Source organism: Parabacteroides sp. AF21-43 (assembly GCF_003635435.1).
In the GTDB taxonomy this organism is placed as follows: Bacteria; Bacteroidota; Bacteroidia; order Bacteroidales; family Tannerellaceae; genus Parabacteroides; species Parabacteroides distasonis.
Map to the genome: position 1 here is coordinate 122,005 of NZ_QTMG01000004.1, position 21,300 is coordinate 143,304.

The following is a 21,300-nucleotide window of genomic DNA, read 5'->3' on the forward strand; positions in this document are numbered from 1 at the left end:
CGTGTTTTTCCAAAAAGATGATGGAGATATCCAAGCGATAAGAATTTTATACAATAAGCCTAATAATCAATTATTCTTTAAGGTTTGATGAAAAATATGCCTATCTTGCGCATAGAATCTAAAGATAGGAACCGATGAGGCATTTGCTTATTCTGATATTACTATTATCCACGCTCTCTTTTATAGGTTGTAAAGATGAGAGCGAGGCTACATATCTAATTGATCGTGCGGAATCCTTGTTGAAATCCGATCCGGATAGTTCCCTTATCCTATTAGATAGCATAGCCGTGCCCGATAATTTGAGTGATAAATTATTGGCTCGTTGGTGTATGCTATCCGGTAAAGTGGCGGACACGTTATATACGGATCTGCCCTACGTACAGCAATTGCGGCGTGCGCAAGCCTATTACGAGTCGCACGGAACGGGGCAGGAGCAAGCGAGGATCGGTTTGTACTTGGGGCGTTCGTATGTGGAGGATAAGGATAACGAGCTGGCTATGAAGGCTTATTTACAGGCGTTGGATATCGCTTTACGTTGTCATGACTATAATCAAGCCGGGTATATTTGTAGCTATATGGGAGACTTGTATCATTTTGACGGTGACTATTTATTAGGAAAAGATAAATATAAAAAAGCGGAACAGTACTTTCGAAAGGTCGGAAATATGCGGAGCGCAGCTTTCGCTTTGCGGGATGTGGGACGTATGTATGTTTTTGCGGATTCGTCAGAGGTCGGGTTGAGATATTTGCTAGAAGCTGATACTATTATAGCGGAACTAGAGGATTCTTCTGATATAGGATATATATCCAATGGGATAGGAAATGTTTATAGTGTGTTAGGCAATATAGAACTCGCTAAGCAATACTTATGGAAATCAATAAATGTTTCTGAATTGGATAATGCTCCAGACTATTCCGCTTTAGCTGGTGTCTATATAGAAGAAGGAGATTTCAAGAATGCTCGCCTATGTTTAGAGCAAGCGAACATCATACCAACCCTAAATGAAAATACGCATATCTCCATAATTTATAATTATTATGAACTGGAAAAAGCAGAAGGTAATATAGAAAATGCTTTAACCTATTTAGAGCAATATAATGAAGCCGCAGATTCTATCTTAGCATTACAAAATAAAGCGAATATCGTAAAGACAGAAAAAGAGTATAATCATTTAAAAATATCGTTAGCAAATACCCAATTAAAGGTGGATAAACAATGGACTTTTATACTTCTTGTTACTTCTATTACTGTTTGTCTATTATTGTTATTCGTTTATCAGTTGCAAATGAATAAGAAAAATAAGAGAATATATGTCCAGCAAATCGATATTGAGCAAAAGAATATTGAATTATTGAAACTGCAGAATAGCTTGAATATAAAACAACTTGAGCTTCAGGATTTATTCGATAAGTTATCAAAAAAAGATGAATTACTCAATATATCTGATTCTAGAGCGAAGTTAGAGGAGCGATATGAACGAACGAAACAAGAAGAAAAATCCATTATCCAGAGAATCGCAGAACAGCGTAATAATCTGTTTTTATCATCTATGATAGCAAGGAAAGTGATTAAACTATCCCAAAAAGTAATTCCTGGTACGACAAAATCCCCTCTTTCAGAAAAATATTGGCGAGATATTATTACTCAAGCAAATGAGGTCTACCCATCTTTAGAAAAGAAATTCTCTGAGTTCAATATGACTCTTGCGGATTTACGCTATTGTTATTTAGTTTTATTTCATTTAGATACGATCAGTGAGGCTATTCTATTAAACATTCAGCCGGATTCTGTAAATAAGCGTCGCCAACGTGTACGTCAGAAGCTAGGAATTATAGGGGAGGAGCTAGATTTGTATACCTATATTATTAATATGATGTAACTTTTTGTTTATTAGATAGATATATGTATATATCCATGAAATGTTTGTCCTATTCATGAATTTATAATTTATTAATTATCAGTAAATTATAAATTGAGTTTGTCCGTCACTTATTAGCCCTTTTTCTTTGTTATTCGAGCTATTAGCCTGTTCTTCGCATCCAAATCAAAAAATGAGATGAGAAATGAAATTATTTAAATTTTTATTTGTAGTAATGTCTTTGTTAAGTGCTATTCCCTGTTTTGGTAGGCGGGTTCACTTAGATGGTAACTGGAAGCATTCAAAAAAATCTATTCTCGTAGATTTGCCTATGGACGCTTCTATTGAAGAAGCTAGTGGAGAACTGATAGTGAACTTCCATGAAAATGTAGGTAATGTGCGTGTTATCGTTACTAGTTCTACGGGAGAAGTGATCTATAATGAAATGGTACAAACGAGTACTATGCCATCTTTGGTAATACCTTTAAAAGATCAAGAAAAAGGTGTGTTGCAAATAACAGATGGTTATAACAATGTATATGGATTCTTATTTCTATAGATTTTATTAATTAAAATATTAATTATAAATAATAGTTATTATGAAAAAATAATTAAAATAATGTTTTCCTTATCAGTATTATTATTAATGTCTTGTGTAGAGGAAATAGATTATAGTTTACCAAGAAATGAAGTAAGCCGTAATATTACCACTGTTAGTAGTGATACAATAACAAATCATGAATTATTAGAAGAATTTAGTAAGGCATTAGCTTATAGTTTAGATTCTTCAATAGAATTAAGGCGTATTATTAAAAATGAAGCTTTAAAGATGTTTGATTATGATTATGATGTATTATATTTATCTATTAATTCTTATAGATTAACTTCTGGAAAAACGGTTGATGAATTAATGAGCTTGTATATGGATATAACTAGATTAGAAAAAATAAAACAATTATTTTCAACCTTAACTATATTTGTACCAGAATTGCCTGATAACAGTTTTTCTGCTGAACTTTGGAATGTGGAGAGTGAAGTTCCATATACAGCTTTAAGAGTTAAAAATAGTAATGATGTAATGGGCTATGGAGTAAATAAAGAATTCTTAATACCATCAAATGAAATTCCTAAATATCCTATTGTAGTAGTGAAGTTAAATGAAAGAGTGGTTTCTGTAAATAAGGCTCAAAGGAATTTGTCACCGATGAGTATTATAAATCCTGATATTGTATTCTTTAGTGATGTATTTGATAATACAGAGAATGCTTCTTCAGTCATACAGAATAGAAATTTTTCTAGTGGTGATACTAGAGATCGCACAGGATCAATACCTGAAAATATGAAAAAGGTTTATGAAGCCTACGACGTATTTGCTGCAACAAATGAATGGCCGAGAGATTATATATATTATGGCTTGACTCCTCAACAGCCAAAAGGACCTTTCAATCGAGATTTTAAGGAAAGTTTGGTGTATTTTAAATTATTAGGAGATCCACGTACAGTTATGAACAAAATTTGTGATCAAAGTGAAGATCCTAGAATTGATGGAAATACTCATCAAGAAACAGGAGGTGGTCGTCCCGGAGGTAGTACTATTCTTACACCATGGACAGACGGATCACTTGAATTTATAGTAAAAGTGTATGTTGCAAATCAAGCTGGTATAGGTAATGAATATATTAACAATTTTATAGTTAAACCATCTGCATTGTTTAAAATAACACCAAAAGATCCGCTTAGTAGTAAATTCGAAGTTAAATCAATAGAGTTAACAGATGGAATAGCTTTGGACCTTCCATTATTCGAATGGAATATAGAGAATTATGGTGCAATAATAAAAATAGCGATAGAAGAACTAGATATTAGTGAAACTATTCAAAGTGTAGAATCTTCAACAGCTACATTTGCAACTAATTTTGGATTTGATCCATCTTTTGGAGAAAAAGTAAAGATTGGTTTAAAATTTGGAGCTACAGCAACTACATCAAAAACAGTTTCATATACAGTTACTAAAAGTTTAGCTAGTGATGAATTAGGTCAAGTTATTGTTAATTTTGAAGATAAAATTCTAAAATCAAAGAAGAATTTATCAACTGGAAGGGATTGGAAACCTGACTATACAGATAAATATAGGACTGGATGGTATCAATTAGCACTAAGTCCATTAAAATATAATTAATTTTTGTGGTTTGATATTTTTTTGACTGTAATATGTAGAGATAATCTTAAAAATAATATCTATATTTAAGATAGAATGTACGAACTGATTCTGTTAAAGTAGGTAATTGATAAATAAGAATTATATTTATATAAAATTATTGTAATATGAAACAGGTAATCTATTTTTTATTTAGTATGTTATTATTTTTGTCTATATCTTGTAATAAAGGTGAAGATATTTCTTTTGAAGAAACTCCTTACTATTTGGGGTACTTTGAAGGAAAGGTGAATAGTCAAGATATTTCTATAGCTAATCAGTCGAACTCTCATTCTTTTATTGATCATGGAAATTTTTGGCAGGAGGTAAATACCGATTTAAGCGGTTTCTATTGGGAGATACCATTAGGAGTGCATATCTCTGACTATCCTTATCCTATGCTGAGGATCTCATTGATTCCATTGAGAGAAGGAGAATATCTGATCGATAAGGGTAAATTATTGAATGAAGAGATAGAATCTACTGTTAGGATCACGAAAGATGACGCTAAAATAGTGTATCATCCACTGAAATCTTCATTTCGGATACAAGTGGATAGTATTCGTTTTCATGAGGGAAGTGGTACCCCTTATATTGAAGGGAAGATGGAAGGCATCCTATATAATATAGAGAATTCGGAAGATTCGATCGTCATAAAAGATGCTATATTCGGAATACACTAACTTGGAGCCGAATAATGATATAGAAGCAATATTTAGATTGAATGGGAGTTCTATATCATGATATGTCGAACTTTTATTCAATCTAAATATTAATATTAATACCTTGTAAGTAATGAAGAAGTTGTTTGTTCTGTTAATATTGCTTTTATCTTTTGGTCGATCGCAGGCCGCTGATATAGAAGCTCGTACCGGAATACTAGGAGGAGATGGATGGGGGCTTCAGACGGGGGCGTATATAAACTTTCCACAATCACGGTTGTTTTCTATACAAACGGGATTGTTGCTGCATACCGCAGGGAATTCGTTTTCATATGGAGATGATTGGAATATTGATTTTTTTGTACCCGTGTATGCTTCTTTTCATATTCCGTTGAGCGATAAAGTGAATCTCCGATTAAATGCGGGTGCTTACACCGGTAGTGGTGAATATTGGAATCTGGGAGCTACGGCGGCGGCCGGTATAGAGGTAAAAAGATTTTATGTGGGAGTGAACTATTTCCAGAATTGTGTCAATGACCGGGATTTGAAATTGGGGTTGTCGGTTGGATATAAATTCACATTATTTTAATCTTTTATATATTTTGAGGATAGGGGTATTTGAGCGTTTCCTGTCTTACGATAAAAACAACGAGAATTATGGAGTCAACAAGTAAAAAACAGAATACCCCTAAACTTTGGTACTGGGGGGAACCTAAAGGAGGAATGAGCCTTGAGGATTGTGAGAAAATAGTAAAAGAGATCCCGCATTTTGACAGGAAAACCCGGCTTGCGGATATGTATATAGCTTTTGTTTGACAGCAAGGGTTTCATTGTGGCATTTAACATAAAGAAGAGAGCCTGTTTTTATACATCGCTCTCTTTTTTTTATAACTTAGCCCCCAATTACTAAATCGAAGAACATGAAAAAGACTTTTTTATTAGCGATAGCCTTGTTGTGCTTTTGCGCCCCGATGAGCTTATTCGCACAAAAACAGCTTGCTTTCAAGGATGGGAAATTCAAGATCGTCCAATTTACAGACATTCATTGGGATCAGAAATCATCTAAATGCGCTAAGACAGTCGCTACGATACAATCCGTATTAAAGGCGGAGAATCCGGATGTGGCAATGCTGACGGGCGACGTGGTGACAGCAAACCCCGGTTTGGAAGGATGGAAGTCGGTGATCGGGATCTTTGAGGAGGCCAAGATACCGTTTACGGTCATGATGGGAAATCATGACGCGGAGATCGTCCCCAAGGACGAGATTTATGCCATGCTTAGTAAATCACCTTATTTTATGGGCGAGAAGGGACCGGGTGATATCCATGGAGCCGGAAACTATGTGGTACCGGTCTACAGTTCGGACGGAAAGAAACCGGCGGCCTTATTGTATTGTATCGACTCCAACGATTATCCTACGCTGAAGGATTATGGCACGTATGATTGGATTCATTTCGACCAGATCCATTGGTATCGTGAGCAAAGTATGCGCTATACCAAGGAAAATGGCGGCAAACCGTTGCCAGCCTTGGCTTTTTTCCATATTCCTCTGTTGGAATATAATGAGATCGTTGGGGCGGAGACTACATTAGGACAGAAAGAAGAGGGAATCGCCTCTCCCAAGATCAACACGGGCTTCTTCGCTTCCTTGGTGGAAATGAAGGATGTGATGGCTACTTTTGCCGGGCACGATCATGATAACGATTATATAGGAATGTTATATAATGTGGGGCTAGCTTTCGGGCGTGTATCCGGATGGGACGCTTATGGAGATTTCGAGCGGGGTGGCCGTATCATTGAATTGCGTGAGGGCAAGTTTGAGTTTGATTCATGGATTCGTACCTCGTCCGGAAAGGAATATACGTATTATTATCCGTCTGGCCTGACCTCTAAGGATGAGGAAACGATGGAATTCTTACCCGCCAAAACGGTAGAACCTAAAAAGCACGGGGTAGCTTATACCTATTATGAAGGTAAATTTAAACATACGGATCAGATCGTTTCCGGGACAAAAGTGAAAGAGGGTACGATGAAAAATATCTCTATTCAGGAGGCTCCGGCCAAGGATCATTTCGCTTATGAGTTCCGTACGTTGATAAATATCCCTGAAAAAGGTGTATATCGCTTTTATACGTATTCGGATGATGGTTCCAAACTATTTATAGACGGGAAAGCTATTGTTGATAATGATGGCTCGCATAACGCTCGTATAGCGAAAGGAAAGGTGGCGTTAGACGCTGGTTTCCACGAATTACGTGTTTTGTATTTCGAGGATTATATGGGCGAGGCCTTGGAGGTCGGGGTTTCCAGCCGTAAAATAAAGGAAGCTGTCTTACCAGAGGACTGGTATTATTTACCGGAATAAATATCCAGTTGTAGAGACGCAGCATGCTGCGTCTCCCACTGTCTGATAGTATCTTAGTCTTGTACGGCAGCTTTCGCTTTCTCTACTGCCTCATTGATATTACTGCAAATATTTTCTGCGCCAATCTTCTTATCGAATCCGGATTTTGTCAATACACGGTGTACATGTTCATTGACCCCGGAAAGTATCATATGGATATGCTCTGCCTCGGAAAGACGGAAAAGACTTTCCAAGTTATGCAGACCGGTAGAATCTATGAACGAAACCTTACGCATACGGATGATGCGGACTTTCGGTTTATCTCCCATACTTTTCATGATGCCGTCGAACTTATTCGCTACGCCGAAAAAGAACGGACCATCGATCTCGTATACCTCTACACCTTTAGGCAGGGAGAGGACTTCCTCGTCATGATGAATCTCGCCCTCGTCGGAAAGATCGATCTCATCCGTGGTGACGGATACATGCGTGGTCTCAGCCACACGGCGCATAAAAAATAACATGGCGATCAGAAGGCCGATCTCGATAGCGATCGTAAGATCAAAGATAACCGTCAGGAAGAAAGTCACCAACAAGACGGATACGTCGCTTTTCGGGTTTTTCATCAAGGAACGGAACGTACGCCACTCACTCATATTATAGGATACGATGATCAATACGCCAGCCAGACAAGCCATTGGAATGTGTTTGGTAAGCGGTCCGAGGAAAAGCAAAATCAATAATAATACGATGGCGTGAATAATACCGGCAACCGGAGTTCGTCCACCATTATTTATATTGGTCATTGTACGGGCGATGGCGCCGGTCACGGGAATACCGCCAAAAATAGGAACGATGATATTCGCCGCACCTTGGGCGATTAGTTCCGTATTTGAATTATGCTTGTCGCCTGTCACACCATCCGCTACCGTAGCGGATAATAAAGACTCGATAGCCCCAAGGATAGCGATCGTAAAGGCGGAGGGAAGCAATAAGTTGATAGTTTCCATATTAAACGTGATCGGAGCCGGGGCTGGCAAGGAAGCGTTAATAGTAAACCGGTCTCCAATCGTCTCGATACCTGTAATACCCAAATGATTACGCATAATGTAAACAACGATCGTCATGATGACGATAGCGATCAAGGAACCCGGAATTTTCTTCGTTAGCCTCGGGCTTAACGTAATGATCAGGATACTAATGATACCGATAACGAATGCCCAAGGGTTAACCGTATCGAACGCCCCGAAATATGCGATCCATTTAGAGATGAAATCGGCGGGGACTTTATCCATAGTCAATCCAAATAAGTCTTTCATTTGTGTCGTGAAGATAGTGATAGCGATACCACTCGTGAAACCTACGACAATCGGGTAGGGGATAAACTTAATCACGGTACCGAGCTTCAACACGCCCATCAATACCAGAATAATACCCGCTATGACGGTAGCGATGGCAAGCCCTTCGATACCGAAGTTCTGTATAATGCCATAAACGATCACGATAAACGCTCCGGTAGGTCCGCCGATCTGTACGTTGCAGCCTCCTAAAAGGGAGACGATGAATCCACCGATAATAGCCGTGATCAACCCTTTCTCCGGACTTACCCCGGAGGCGATACCAAAAGCGATGGCGAGTGGTAGGGCAACTATGCCGACAATTATACCCGCCATGAGATCCGTCATGAACCTCTCTTTGGAATAATTTCTCAGCGCCGTAAAGAGTTTGGGCTGAAAATCAAATTTGTTCTTCATTTTTCTTCTTGCCTGTTTGATTTGAGGATGCAAAGTTAATAAAATAAAGAAGATGCAAAAAATCTAAAGACGCATTCCGGTTTTGTGTAAACAATTTAGGAGGATTTGTTGTTTCATTGTATAAAGGAGGAGAAGTTTTTCCTTGATAAATAAGTGATATCTATTGAGAGATAGATATTATTTAATGTTTGCGTAATCGATGTTTGGAAACAAATTCTTACTTTTGATCGGTCATAAGAAAAACGATATAAAAAACAGACTCATTAATTTACTACATAAAATTAGCATTATGGAAAAAAGTATTAAAGGTACACGTACCGAGCAGAATTTATTGAAATCATTCGCCGGAGAATCTCAGGCAAGAAGTCGTTACACATTTTTCGCTAGCGTAGCTAAAAAAGAAGGTTACGAGCAAATCGCAGGTGTTTTCATGGAAACAGCCGAGCAAGAGAAGGAACACGCTAAACGTTTCTTTAAATTCTTGGAAGGTGGAATGGTTGAGATTACCGCTTCTTATCCTGCAGGCGTAATCGGAACAACCGCTGAGAACTTGGCCGCCGCGGCAGCTGGTGAGAATGAGGAGTGGGCTGAATTGTATCCTGAGTTCGCTAAGATCGCAGAGGAAGAAGGTTTCCCCGCTATCGCTGTAGCTTTCAAGATGATCGCTAAGGTAGAGGCAGAGCATGAGAATCGTTACCGTAAGTTATTGAATAATGTAGAAACAGGTACGGTATTTGAGAAAGCTGAGGCTATCTTGTGGCAATGTCGCAACTGTGGTTTCGTATTCGAGGGCAAGAAAGCTCCGGTTAACTGTCCGGCATGCGCTCATCCGCAAGCTTATTTCGAACCGATGAAACAGAACTATTGATAATTAAAAGTTGAGAATTGAAAATTGAGAATTACTAACTATGTTAATTCTCAATTTTCAATTCTCAATTTTCAATTATTTAACCGGCGGATAATCAATCGTATAATGTAATCCCCGGCTCTCTTTCCGTTCCATCGCTTGACGAGTGATCAAATAACCTACATTGATCATATTACGCAACTCACATAATTCACGGGATGCCTTACAACGTTTGAAAAGGCTCTCTGTCTCCTCATATAAAATATCCAGACGGTTCCACGCACGGATCAAACGTGTGTTACTACGAACGATACCTACATACGCTTCCATGATCTGGTTTACCTCTTTCATGCTTTGGGTGATCAATACACGCTCTTCATTGGTGATCGTTCCCTCATCGTTCCATTCCGGTACATCTTGGTTAAACTCATAGCGATCCATGACGCTTAATGAGTGTTTCGCCGCGGCGTCGGCATATACAACTGCCTCGATCAATGAGTTTGAAGCTAAGCGGTTACCACCGTGCAGGCCGGTACAAGAGCATTCTCCGATCGCATATAGGCGACGGATGCTGGATTGCCCGTTTAGGTCTACCTTGATACCTCCACATAAATAATGGGCCGCAGGGGCTACCGGGATGTAATCTTTCGTGATATCGATCCCTAAGCTGAGGCATTTCTTATAGATATTGGGGAAGTGTTTCTTCGTCTCTTCCGGATCTTTGTGCGTCACGTCCAAATAGACATGGTCTTCACCCCGTTGTTTCATCTCGCTATCGATCGCACGGGCTACGATATCACGGGGAGCCAAGGAAAGACGGGGATCATATTTATGCATGAACTCCTCGCCGCCAAGGTTTCTCAATACAGCTCCATATCCGCGCATCGCCTCGGTGATGAGGAAAGAGGGACGGTCGCCCGGATGATACAAGGCGGTCGGGTGGAACTGGATGAACTCCATATCTTTTACGGAGCCTTTCGCGCGGTAAACCATGGCGATACCGTCTCCGGTAGCTACCAGCGGGTTTGTCGTATTCCGGTAAACGGCCTCGCAACCGCCTGTCGCCATAACGGTTATCTTTGACAAGAAAGTATGTACCTCGCCCGTATCCTCGTTCAATACATAGGCACCGAAACATTTGATACCGGGGGTATGGCGGGTGACGATAATGCCCATATGGTGCTGGGTGATAATCTCTACCGCATAATGGTTCGTGAATACGGCGATGTTGGGATGGTTGTTTACCGTTTCTATCAAGCTCGTCTGTATCTCGGCTCCCGTATTGTCGGCATGGTGCAGGATACGAAACTCGGAGTGTCCTCCTTCTTTATGCAGATCGAATTCTCCGCTTTCTTTCTTATCGAAATTAACTCCCCATCGGATAAGCGCCTCGATCTGGGCAGGGGCCTCGCGCACGACTTTCTCCACGGCTGCCCGGTCACTGATCCAGTCGCCGGCGATCATCGTGTCTTCTATGTGCTTCTCGAAATTATCTACTTTCAAGTTGGTTACGGAAGCGATACCTCCTTGCGCGAAATATGTGTTGGCTTCTTCTTGTCCGGCTTTACAGATAAGTGCTACGCTCTTGCCTTCATTGGCTACTTTCAGAGCGAAACTCATACCGGCGATTCCTGAGCCTATCACTAAGTAATCGAATCTTTGTACCATGTTTTCTACTGTTTAGGCTCACAAAGTTAGGGATTAACTGATTAGGTTGTTCCTTTTGCGCTTGCTTTTCGTACAAAATAAATATTGACTACAGGTTTCCCGGATAGAGCCTTGCGGGTTGTGTTACTGCAACCCGGCTTGCAGTGGAGGTCTTTAGAATTGGACGGATAATCCCAGCGTGAAGGTACGGGCTACAGGATAGATGGAAGTGGTCTCGATACCGGGTTCTACGCCATTCACGTTGATATTAGCGGGATCGCCTCCGGTATATCCGGTAAGTGTAAATACATTATTTACCGAGAAATAGCAGCGTAACGATTGAATCCATTTATTGTCTGGGAGAGGAATTTTATATCCCAAGGTCAATTCTTCTAATTTCAGGAAATTACCGTTCTCAAGAAAATAATCGCAATAGATCTTGTCTCCCTTGATGGCGTCGTTACGGGTATAAGCGTCTTCTAAAAGATTGGTAACCGGTACGTTTTGTAGCCCGTAGTACATTTGTTTCAGATTCAACAGGTCGTACCCCAGCCAAGAGGTGAAAAACAATCGTAAATCAAAATTCTTCCAAGTAAACGTATGGCTGAAAGAGAGCTGCACTTTCGGTACGCCGTTGCCGATAAAATTCTTGTCTTCCTCGGTTCGTTCCGTGGTCGGGATCTTTCTCCCGTCTTTGCTCCATACCAAGATATTACCCTCGGCGTCGGTTCCGGCATAGCGCCAACCGAAAAAGGAGCCGATTGGCTTTCCCTCCTCCAAGCGGATAGCCGGGCCGGGTAATCCGGGGGTGGGAAGATCATACAGATAGGTATAGCCTAGCTTGAACTGGTTGTTGGAAAGGCTTTTCAGCGTACTGCTCAATAGGCTACCGGTGAGGCTTGCCGAATATTGAAAGTTCTTGGTACGCACGGGTAGCCAGTTCATTTCCCATTCCAATCCTTTGGAGTCGATAGTGCCTACGTTTGTCGTGATATTATCATAGATCATGGGAGGCTTGATCGCGTTGTAGACAAACAGGAGATCTTTTGTCGTACGTTTGAATAGATTCAAGGAGAGCATGAGGCGGGAGTTAAGTAAGATCGCCTCGGCGCCTATGTTGGTATGCAGACTTTTTTCCCAGCGTAAATCCGGATTAGGATTATTGCTAGGCCCGAATACTTGTATCCATTTACCGTCTACCATGACTTTACCCGCTCCGGCGTACGTCTCTAGCGATTGGTAAGGGGAGAAATTATGGCGGCCCGATACCCCGTAACCAACTCTGAATTTAAGATCGTCCAACCATTCCGTTTGGAAGGCGGGTAACTCGCTCAAGCGTATACCACCCGAAAGGGCAGGGAAGTTGCCCCATTTATGATTCGCCCCGAATTTACTGGAACCTTCCCTGCGAAACGAAGCGGAAAGCATCAATAAGTCCCGGTAGGAATAATTAAACCGGGCAAAGACACTAATCAACTTGCTGGAATTCTTGAATGAGCTTAAGGTTGCTTTTCCATCGGTAAGGTAAGAACCGGTGCCTATGTTGTTCCATGTGAAGAAGTCGGTAGGAAAGTCGGCATTTCCGGCGTTCATTCCCGAATGATCCCAACGTTGGAATGAATAGCCTATCATCGCTTTGACCATGTGCTGGTCCCACGTATTATCGTAATGATTGGTCCAGTCTAGCGTCCGGTTTACATATTTGGAAGAGGTACGATCCGCTCGCCCTTTCCGGTTATTGTCTACGGATTCTTTGGCCCGTGAGGTCCAATAGACATTTTCCTCACTCTCTTCCCGGTTCTCGGCGAGCATAATGGTGGAGTAAAAAGGTTTGCTCCAGTTGATCCGTGCGGTTAGCGAGCCGGTCATAAACTGGTTCTCTTGTTGCCGGTTTTCCTCTTTTAGTGAGGCTACGGGATTATCCCGCTCGAAACCGGAAGGATAGAGATACTCCGTCTCCTCCTCATCGGTATAGATCGGGGCGGTAGGATTGGCTAGCATCGCCTGTTGGAAAGCTGTATGGTTACCTAGGCGCAAATGTTGTTTTTTGTAAGCGAGCGATACGGTTAGCTCCAGATAGCCGGAGAGGAGGTTTTGGCTGATATGGGTACGTAAGGCGTATTCCCGGCGGGAGGATACAATGTCTAGCCCTTGTCCGTCCCTGTAATTCATGGAGATACGGAACGCCCCGCTTTTCCATCCGTTTTGAATGGATAAATCATGATTTTGTTCCAAGGGGCAGGAGCGTATCAAAGCGGCTTGCCAATCCGTATGGTACCCTAGATCAGCGTCTCTCCCGGCTGCTACAAAGGCTTCGGGCGAAAGGACACGAGGTCTATTATATTCGTGAGCGGCCGCTAGGTAGGTTTGGTAATTGGCCTGCAACTTATCCGAGCTTTTACCGCTTTTGGTCGTTATCAAGATCACTCCGTTAGCCCCGTTCGATCCGTAAATGGCGGCGGAAGATCCGTCTTTTAATACCGATATGGAGGCGATTTCGGCTAGTGATAAACTATTCAAGGATACTCCGGGTACCCCATCTACCACGACTAGCGGCTTGTTTCCGGCCAAAATAGACCCGGCGCCCCGTATCTGTATATCCGGTATCGAGTTTATATCGGACAAGGAAGATCCCGAGATACTCATTCCGGCGATCAATCCTTTGATGCCTTGGATGGGATTGTTGACCTTCCCGGATAAGAACCGTTCCGAGGATACATAACCCACGGCTGATGTCAGTTCCTTGCGTGCCAAGGTTCCGTAGCCGATCGCTACCACCTCGTCCAAATTAAAGACGGCCGGTATCAATTGGATCTGTAAATGACGGTTATCGGGCCCCACCGTCCTTAGCTCCGGCTTATAGGCCAGATGGGAGATTTGTAGCCGGCACGAATCCTTATCCGTAAAGAAGCGGAAATACCCTTCCTCATTCGTTAGTCCTCCTTTACCGGAAAGAAGGTCGATTACCGAGACAAATTCCATGGGAGACCCTTTCTCATCCGTGATATAACCCGTAACCGGGACTGGATAGGGCTTGGGCTTCCCCGTATCGATCTTAGGCATCAACAAGATTTGTACGTCCATGATCTCATAGCGTATCCCGATCGGTCCGCATAGCCGGTCTAGTATTTTACGGATATCCGGCGAGGTTATTTTCTCATTGATTTTCTGTTTCATATCCAACTGAGTCTCGTTGTATAGGAAAAGATAAGGGGATTGTTGCTCTATTTTCCGCAATACATCCCTTAATTGAGTCCCATGTTCATTCAAGGTGATGGGAACCTCGATCTCTTGGGCCCGTGTATGCGGGACGCAAAGGAACAGAGCCGTTATTAAGAATGATATGTATATCTTGATTTGCATAGGGTGAATTAAACGGTTAATAGATATATCCTTCCGAGCGTTTCAATAAGGGATTGGCCGATATCGCCCGGGCAGGTATCGGATAGAACCGGCGATAACTATCGGAGGGTTGCTTATCCCACCAGATACCGGTCGTGAATAGGCCGAACCGGTTTAAATCGGTACGTCTTCGTTTCTCCGCTAGAAATTCACGTCCCCATTCATCCAATAATTCCTGTGCGGTAAGGACGGAGCCATCTTCCGGATAGCGTACTTGTTCCCAGTCTTCCGGCGCATAGTATCGTTTGCGTATCTGGTTCAAGATCGCCTCGGCCTTGGCTGGATTACCCAGACGAAAGGAAACTTCCGCCAGCGTATAATAAACCTCTGTCAGCCGTAACACTACCAGATTATTCGCCATCAGCCCCACGTCTCCGGATGGATAAAGCGGATATTTCACGATACGGATACCTGTATTCTCCTCGCCGGTCTTGATATTGGATGCGAGGGAGGTGAATCTTTTATCTCGTATGATCCACGGCGTATCGGAAGATAATTGTTTATCTGTGAGTGCTTTCTTTTCCGTATCGGATAGATGGTCGGAATAACGTGCTACTTGATCTATGAAAATGAGGGGGTAGTTTCCCCATTCCTCGGCGCCATACTGAAGCTGGTCGCTATTGTATATCTGTTGGGGTCCGAAGAGGAATAATCCCTCGTAAATGCCTTGTGAGAGTACCTTGAAGTTCTTCTTCCGGAGATCCGTATCAGGAAATTTGGAAAACGTGCGTCCTAACGTATAAGGGTAGGGCTTGCCGGATGGATCGTAAGAGGGACTGAGGTGACAACCATTATAGGCCGCCGGCAAATCCTTGCCACAGCCGAATCGTTCGGGCGCTTGGTAGTGCATAAAAAACAGATAGTAAAAATCATCATACCCTACTTGCCGGGACTGGGGATAAGACCGGATTAGTTCCGGACAATCTTGATTGCCTGCGTTCCATAAATCAGTCCATTCCGAGGTGAGAGAGTAAGTGCCGAACTCTCCGTTGATAATCCGTTCGCAAAGCGCTCCGGTCTGTTCCCACATCGGTATATTGATATACCAAGACGCGTTAAAATAGAGCCTCATCAATAATACGGCCGCCGCTCCTTGGGTGATACGTCCCTCGTAATTCTTAGAGGGTGCTTTGGGTAAATCGGGGATGGCGTTTAATAAGCTCTCTTCTATAAAGTGGAAATTTTCTTGTGGGGTAGCCGAACCGACCTCTTCCTCTGTCGTGAGGGAGATCGCGGGGATGCGGAACGCATCCAGAAGTAAAAGTTGGAAATAAGCCCGTAAAGCGGTAAGCTCGGCGATATGCTGCCGCTTGTCGGACTCGCAGAGTCCGAAGTTATCATATGATAACTCTTGGATATCCGCCAATGTATTATTACAATATCCGATACCTCCGTAGCAAGCGTTCCACATTTGCTCACTGTTTTTCTCGTACGTGTCCCATGTATGTTGGTGGATCATACGCCATACGCCCCCGTCTTCCCAATGCTCTCGTTTTTGGGTGATCACGAGCTGATCCGCCGATAACTCTTGCAGCCAGAAAGAGAAATTAGTCTCCGCCCATTTCGCATGCTCATAAGGACGGAGTACGGAGGCCATTAAGGATTCATAATCCGTATAATAATCCTCTTTCTCCAGCTGGTCGTATAGGTCTTCTTCCAGATCGAAGCAGGAGAAGAGCAGCGGGAGAAAAAGAAAGGTTAACAGCAGTGGCGCGTATCTCTTCATTGAATAAGAATCAAGTTCGTACCCGTGAGTTTATTGGTTTGTTGTAATACGGTTTCTAATTTTTGTGTCTTTAGAAAAGCGCCGGAGAAACGTTGATCATCGTTTTCCGGACGTGTGTACATGAGTGAGACCTTATAGGTTTGTTCGATCAAGCGTACGATTTCATCTAAGGAAGCGTTATCATAAAAGATGATCCCTTTTCTCCACGAGGTAAGCCGTTCACTATCAACTTCCGTTACCGTATAATGTTCGTCATTCACGAAATAATCGGCTTTTTGGTTCGGATGCAACTGTACCAATTCTTTCTCATGCGCATTATTCAGGCTCACCTTTCCTTCTACCAAGATCACGGAGATCTCGTTTCCTTGATCGGAGGTCTGTACGCTGAAAGAGGTTCCCAGTACCTTGACCGATAAGCCGGAAGCATCAACTATAAAAGGCTGCTCGCTATTGGGAGTAACCTCAAAGAAGGCTTCTCCTCTGATTTTCACTTCTCGTACGGAAGAGGCGAATACCTCCGGATAGCTTAGCTCGGAATTCTCTCTCAAATAAACGGAACTACCATCGGGTAAAAGGATCGAACGATCCTCTTGCTCAGCTATAATCGTTTGCCATTCGGCATTTCCTGTTCCCGCTTTTCCGCCTTGATTCAAGAAATAGACGGTAACTCCGGATACAAGCAATAGTAAGACCACCGCTGCTATCGAGAACCATATTCTTCGGGAAGAAGTTGAGACCAAAGAAATAACCGGTGCCTCTTCGGTTTGCGATTGAGATTCCGAGGGCGTGATGATCGAAGCGATCCGATTCCATTTCCGGTCCGTTTCCGGATCGGCTTCAGTCTCTTCCAAAGGATTCCATTCGGCGGTTCGCTTCCGGAAAGCGGCCTCCCATTCCTTTGAGGCATGGATGGCTTGAAGCAACTCCGCTTCTTCCTCCGGGGTCGCCTTGCCTTTCAGATACCGTGTAATTATATGTTCGAATCGTTTATTCTCCATTTTCCTGTTTTACTAAATCTTTATTACCATTTCCAAAGACTAAGGAGCGTTCCCAGTAATAAGGCATAACGCCTTAATCCATCCCGGAATCGTTTCAAGGCACGGGTAATGTGTTTCTCCACCACTTTCTCCGTAATAGCCATATGTTCCGCTATCTCCCGGTTTTTCAAGCCATTCAGACGGCTGAGAACGAACGCTTCCTTGCATTTGGGCGGTAGTTCCTCCATAATCTGATCGATCGAGTCGGACAGTTCCTTTTGGATCAGCAAGGAGGAAGGGTCGGGTACGAAATCCGCTGCGTATAATCGCTCGGCAGTCTCGGTATCCGGTATCCGTTGCTGTACCGAATCGGCTATCTGACGGTGTTTTAAATAGTTTAGACAACTATTCCTTACCATCATGAAAAGAAAAGAGGCCAGCGAGATGTTATCCAGCAACTCCCTTCTTTCCCATAGTTTCAAGAATACATCCTGTACGATATCCTCCGCCTCGTTTGTATCGTTGGTGTATTTCTGGGCAAATGCCTCTAAACGGGGAGAGAACTTGCGAAAAGCGTATTCGAACGCCTTTGCGTTGCCCCCTCTGATCTTATCGAAAAGAAGACGATCATCCGTTAGATACAATTGCTCACACATACCACTTTAGATAAAAGATTGAGGCAAATGTAACAAAAGTATTCTATTTTATGATCAAATCAATTTATTATATAACAACTAGGCCCGCTTTTACCCGCCCTTTATTCCTGTAAGATTATTTTATGTCCGAGAAGGGGGGGATTCCCCCTCTTGGTTGTTTTATCAAGCAAACGAAATAAATAAAATTAATTTAGTAATCTTAAATTGTAAAGCATGAAAAAGCATTTCTTCTCTTTGCGGGAAAGAGGTCTGTTCCTACTTCTTTTGGGACTTTTTCTTTCCTTTAGCAGTTATGCTCAAGACATTACCGTAAAAGGTGTAGTGAAAGACTCTAAATTCGGCGATCCGATTATTGGAGCTAGTGTCCTTGTGAAAGGAACAACGAATGGTACGATTTCCGATATGGACGGAAATTTCACGTTGGCAGCTCCGAAAGACGGGACTCTGACCATCTCTTATATCGGTTATAAATCACAAGAGATCCCGGTAAATGGACAGCAGAACCTGAATATCATTCTGGACGAGGATGTAGAGGCGTTGGACGAGGTGGTAGTAGTAGGTTACGCTACCGGTAGCAAGCGTACGATCTCCGGTGCGGTAGAGCGTATCAAGAAAGAGGATATGAACCAAGGTGTGGTGAATACGCCGTTGGAATCCTTGAAAGGTAAGGTTGCCGGTGTGGTAATCTCCAAGACGGGTGGCGACCCTGCCTCTAAGCCTTCTATCCGTGTACGTGGTACGACCTCTTTGTCCGGTGGTAATGATCCCTTGGTGATTATCGATGGCGTATTCGGTGATTTGAGCATGTTGGACGCAATCGCTCCCGCCGACATCGAGACGTTCACGATCTTGAAGGACGCTTCCGAGACCGCTCAGTACGGCTCACGTGGTGCCGCCGGTGTAATCGTAGTGACTACGGTGAAAGGTAAGAACGGTATGAAGACGTTGAGTTATAACGGCAACTTCGGTATCAGTAATGTTTATAAGAACTTGAAGATGTTATCCGCCGATGAGTTCCGCTCTACGGCGAAGGCGTTAGGCATGACTCCGCTGGATATGGGAGGTAATACGAATTTCTTCGACGAGATCGAGCAGTTGGGTTATACGCAGAACCATAACATCTCTTTCGGCGCGGGTAACGACGATTCGAATTATCGTGCTTCTGTAGGCGTGATCGATCAACAGGGTATTATCAAGAATAGCGGTATGAAGAATTATACGGCTAAATTGGACGCTTCCCAGAATATGTTCAACAATAAGTTGAAAATCGAGTTCGGTATGTTCGGTTCCTTGAAGCAAGTGGATTATACGAACGATTATGAGAAAACTTTCTATTCGGCCGCTACTTACAACCCAACCTTCCCTACGCATAAGAATGAGGATGGCAAATGGGATGAGGATCCCTACGCGAACGAGATCCAGAACCCGCTGGGACGCCTTGAGATACAGGATCGTGAGAAGAACGCTTACGTGAACGTACACGGTAAATTGACTTGGACGATTCTGGACGGGTTGAAACTGAGCGCATTCGGCTCTTATACGTATAACGTGAAGGAGAACATGAAGTATATCCCGAAAGATTTGAAGGCGATTACGCAAACTTCCGACGCTCATGGTTACCGTGCGGATAATAAGCAGAATATCTTGATGGGTAATATCCAGTTATCCTATAATAAGGATTTGAATGAGAAACATCATATCGACGCTTTGGCCTTGGTAGAGGGACAAAAATATCATTATACGGGATTTAGCGCCGGTGCCCGTGGCTTTGAGACGGATTACTTCGGTTATAACAACCTGAAAGCGGGTGGTACGGTGAAATACGGAGACGTGACTTCTTTCCAAAACGAGAATCGTCTGGCCTCATTCATGGGTCGTTTCAATTATATGTATGACAACCGTTTTATCGCCACCGTGAACTTACGTGCGGACGGTTCCTCTAAATTGGGTATGAATAATAAATGGGGCTTCTTCCCTTCCGCTTCCGCCGCTTGGGTGTTGAATGAGGAGGCTTTCTTGAAAGACGTGGATTGGCTGAGCCAGTTGAAACTACGTGCGGGTTATGGTCTGACCGGTAACCAAGATGCTATCGAGGCTTATAACTCGTTGGCTTTGATGAGCCCGAACGGTGTGACTTCCGTCAATGGAAATTCTACCGCTACCTATGGCTTTACACGTAACTCGAACCCGGACTTGCGTTGGGAGGTGAAAAAGACATTCGATGTGGGTGTGGACGCTGGTATCCTCGATGGCCGCTTTACGTTGACCGCCGATTGGTATACTTCCAAGACTACGGATCTGTTGTATAAATACGCGGTTCCGGTTCCTCCGTTCGTATATCCGGAATTATTGGCGAACTTGGGAGAGATGACCAACTCCGGCGTGGAATTGGCTGTAAGCGGTGGTATCGTGAAGACAAAGGATTTCGATTTCAACATGGGCGTGAATTTCTCTTACCAGAAGAATAAATTGAACTCCTTGAGCGGTTCTTATATGGGACAAGAGTTGCAGGCGAAACAATATATGGATCTGTCCAGTATGAGTGGTGCCGGTTTCGTAGGAAACAACCGTGTGGTTTATCAGATGGTAGGCCAGCCTGTCGGAGTGTTCTACATTCCTCGTTGCTTGGGCTTGACTCCGGCTTTGGATGAGAATGGAAACGCTATCGAAGGCCGCTATATCTACAACTTGGATCAGACGATCGATGGAAAAGAGGGTTTGGATACCAATGATGGTGGCGACCGTTATATCGCCGGACAAGCCATGCCGAAATATTATCTGGGAATGAACTTCAGCTTCCGCTACAAACGCTTTGACTTGATGACGCAGATGAACGGCGCTTTCGGTCATAAGATCTTCAACGGTACATCGCTAGCTTATATGAACTTGAGCCAGTTCCCTACATACAACGCGTTGGCTAAGGCTCCGGAAAGCAAGATCTACGACCAGTCGATCTCTGATTATTGGTTGGAAAAGGGCAATTATTTGAATATCGATTATATTACGTTGGGTTACAACATCGATTGCAAGAAGATCGAGAAATACGTGAAGAATATCCGTGTGACATTCTCGGTGAACAACGTGGCTACGATCACGGGTTACTCCGGCTTGTCTCCGATGATTAACAGTACGACGGTCGATAAAGATAATAATGACCTAGGTATGGATAACAAACGTTTCTATCCGTTATCCCGTACGTATTCATTAGGTTTGAGTGTTAACTTCTAA

15 protein-coding genes are annotated in these 21,300 nt (G+C 42.9%); 9 read left to right on the forward strand and 6 right to left on the reverse strand.

From position 1 onward, the window contains the following. The first annotated feature begins 287 nt into the window (after window positions 1–287). The 7 genes from DWX84_RS04745 to DWX84_RS04770 all read left to right on the forward strand — a co-directional run bounded on the left by DWX84_RS04745 (window position 288) and on the right by DWX84_RS04770 (window position 7,084). Window positions 288–1,880, forward strand: coding sequence for a lipopolysaccharide assembly protein LapB (locus tag DWX84_RS04745; RefSeq protein ID WP_232054468.1), 1,593 nt, complete (start codon window positions 288–290; stop codon window positions 1,878–1,880). A 184-nt stretch (window positions 1,881–2,064) separates the two neighbouring features. Then, window positions 2,065–2,418, forward strand: a complete 354-nt coding sequence (locus DWX84_RS04750) for a DUF3244 domain-containing protein (protein ID WP_048926953.1) — start codon at window positions 2,065–2,067, stop codon at window positions 2,416–2,418. A gap of 60 nt (window positions 2,419–2,478) precedes the next feature. After that, entirely contained in the window at window positions 2,479–4,038 is a 1,560-nt protein-coding gene (locus tag DWX84_RS04755; RefSeq protein WP_008778942.1) for a hypothetical protein, read from the forward strand. A 146-nt stretch (window positions 4,039–4,184) separates the two neighbouring features. Next, complete coding sequence (locus DWX84_RS04760) at window positions 4,185–4,739, forward strand: DUF5025 domain-containing protein (protein WP_008778943.1); 555 nt, start codon at window positions 4,185–4,187, stop codon at window positions 4,737–4,739. 112 nt (window positions 4,740–4,851) lie between these two features. Beyond that, window positions 4,852–5,307, forward strand: coding sequence for a hypothetical protein (locus tag DWX84_RS04765; RefSeq protein WP_005863718.1), 456 nt, complete (start codon window positions 4,852–4,854; stop codon window positions 5,305–5,307). 68 nt (window positions 5,308–5,375) lie between these two features. Continuing rightward, window positions 5,376–5,534, forward strand: coding sequence for a hypothetical protein (locus DWX84_RS21600; RefSeq protein WP_005860331.1), 159 nt, complete (start codon window positions 5,376–5,378; stop codon window positions 5,532–5,534). Between the two features lie 104 nt (window positions 5,535–5,638). Continuing rightward, a complete protein-coding gene (locus DWX84_RS04770; protein ID WP_048926955.1) occupies window positions 5,639–7,084 on the forward strand; it encodes a PA14 domain-containing protein in 1,446 nt (481 codons plus the stop codon). Between the two features lie 53 nt (window positions 7,085–7,137). Here DWX84_RS04770 and DWX84_RS04775 read toward each other — a convergent pair whose 3' ends face one another. Further along, window positions 7,138–8,817, reverse strand: coding sequence for a SulP family inorganic anion transporter (locus tag DWX84_RS04775; RefSeq protein ID WP_005860327.1), 1,680 nt, complete (start codon window positions 8,815–8,817; stop codon window positions 7,138–7,140). Between the two features lie 289 nt (window positions 8,818–9,106). On the opposite strand from DWX84_RS04775, the gene rbr reads away from it, so the two are divergent. Beyond that, on the forward strand, window positions 9,107–9,685 hold the full coding sequence (rbr, locus tag DWX84_RS04780; protein ID WP_008777696.1) for a rubrerythrin: 579 nt from the start codon (window positions 9,107–9,109) through the stop codon (window positions 9,683–9,685). A 75-nt stretch (window positions 9,686–9,760) separates the two neighbouring features. Here the strand turns inward: rbr and nadB are convergent, their stop codons facing one another. From nadB to DWX84_RS04805, 5 genes are all read right to left on the reverse strand, one after another. Continuing rightward, window positions 9,761–11,332 carry an L-aspartate oxidase gene (nadB, locus tag DWX84_RS04785; RefSeq protein WP_008778946.1) on the reverse strand — a complete coding sequence of 524 codons (1,572 nt, stop codon included), beginning with the start codon at window positions 11,330–11,332 and terminating at the stop codon, window positions 9,761–9,763. Between the two features lie 153 nt (window positions 11,333–11,485). After that, a complete protein-coding gene (locus tag DWX84_RS04790) occupies window positions 11,486–14,674 on the reverse strand; it encodes a SusC/RagA family TonB-linked outer membrane protein (protein ID WP_229103475.1) in 3,189 nt (1,062 codons plus the stop codon). Window positions 14,675–14,690: 16 nt separating this feature from the next. Beyond that, window positions 14,691–16,439: a RagB/SusD family nutrient uptake outer membrane protein gene (locus DWX84_RS04795; RefSeq protein ID WP_048926956.1), complete on the reverse strand. Its 1,749-nt coding sequence runs from the start codon at window positions 16,437–16,439 to the stop codon at window positions 14,691–14,693. Continuing rightward, on the reverse strand, window positions 16,436–17,437 hold the full coding sequence (locus DWX84_RS04800; RefSeq protein ID WP_008778948.1) for a FecR family protein: 1,002 nt from the start codon (window positions 17,435–17,437) through the stop codon (window positions 16,436–16,438). The genes DWX84_RS04795 and DWX84_RS04800 overlap by 4 nt, the downstream gene beginning before the upstream one ends. Before the next feature lie 23 nt (window positions 17,438–17,460). Continuing rightward, window positions 17,461–18,072 carry an RNA polymerase sigma-70 factor gene (locus DWX84_RS04805; RefSeq protein WP_008778949.1) on the reverse strand — a complete coding sequence of 204 codons (612 nt, stop codon included), beginning with the start codon at window positions 18,070–18,072 and terminating at the stop codon, window positions 17,461–17,463. A 213-nt stretch (window positions 18,073–18,285) separates the two neighbouring features. Here DWX84_RS04805 and DWX84_RS04810 point away from each other — a divergent pair, with 213 nt between their 5' ends. Then, window positions 18,286–21,300: a TonB-dependent receptor gene (locus DWX84_RS04810; RefSeq protein ID WP_005863703.1), complete on the forward strand. Its 3,015-nt coding sequence runs from the start codon at window positions 18,286–18,288 to the stop codon at window positions 21,298–21,300.

Bases quoted from the DNA above. Each gene is read 5' to 3' on its own strand.
- DWX84_RS04750 (WP_048926953.1), top strand. From the start codon at position 2,065: ATGAAATTATTTAAATTTTTATTTGTAGTAATGTCTTTGTTAAGTGCT.
- DWX84_RS04755 (WP_008778942.1), top strand. From the start codon at position 2,479: ATGTTTTCCTTATCAGTATTATTATTAATGTCTTGTGTAGAGGAAATA.
- DWX84_RS04760 (WP_008778943.1), top strand. From the start codon at position 4,185: ATGAAACAGGTAATCTATTTTTTATTTAGTATGTTATTATTTTTGTCT.
- DWX84_RS04765 (WP_005863718.1), top strand. From the start codon at position 4,852: ATGAAGAAGTTGTTTGTTCTGTTAATATTGCTTTTATCTTTTGGTCGA.
- DWX84_RS21600 (WP_005860331.1), top strand. From the start codon at position 5,376: ATGGAGTCAACAAGTAAAAAACAGAATACCCCTAAACTTTGGTACTGG.
- DWX84_RS04770 (WP_048926955.1), top strand. From the start codon at position 5,639: ATGAAAAAGACTTTTTTATTAGCGATAGCCTTGTTGTGCTTTTGCGCC.
- DWX84_RS04775 (WP_005860327.1), bottom strand. From the start codon at position 8,817: ATGAAGAACAAATTTGATTTTCAGCCCAAACTCTTTACGGCGCTGAGA.
- rbr (WP_008777696.1), top strand. From the start codon at position 9,107: ATGGAAAAAAGTATTAAAGGTACACGTACCGAGCAGAATTTATTGAAA.
- nadB (WP_008778946.1), bottom strand. From the start codon at position 11,332: ATGGTACAAAGATTCGATTACTTAGTGATAGGCTCAGGAATCGCCGGT.
- DWX84_RS04790 (WP_229103475.1), bottom strand. From the start codon at position 14,674: ATGCAAATCAAGATATACATATCATTCTTAATAACGGCTCTGTTCCTT.
- DWX84_RS04795 (WP_048926956.1), bottom strand. From the start codon at position 16,439: ATGAAGAGATACGCGCCACTGCTGTTAACCTTTCTTTTTCTCCCGCTG.
- DWX84_RS04800 (WP_008778948.1), bottom strand. From the start codon at position 17,437: ATGGAGAATAAACGATTCGAACATATAATTACACGGTATCTGAAAGGC.
- DWX84_RS04805 (WP_008778949.1), bottom strand. From the start codon at position 18,072: ATGTGTGAGCAATTGTATCTAACGGATGATCGTCTTCTTTTCGATAAG.
- DWX84_RS04810 (WP_005863703.1), top strand. From the start codon at position 18,286: ATGAAAAAGCATTTCTTCTCTTTGCGGGAAAGAGGTCTGTTCCTACTT.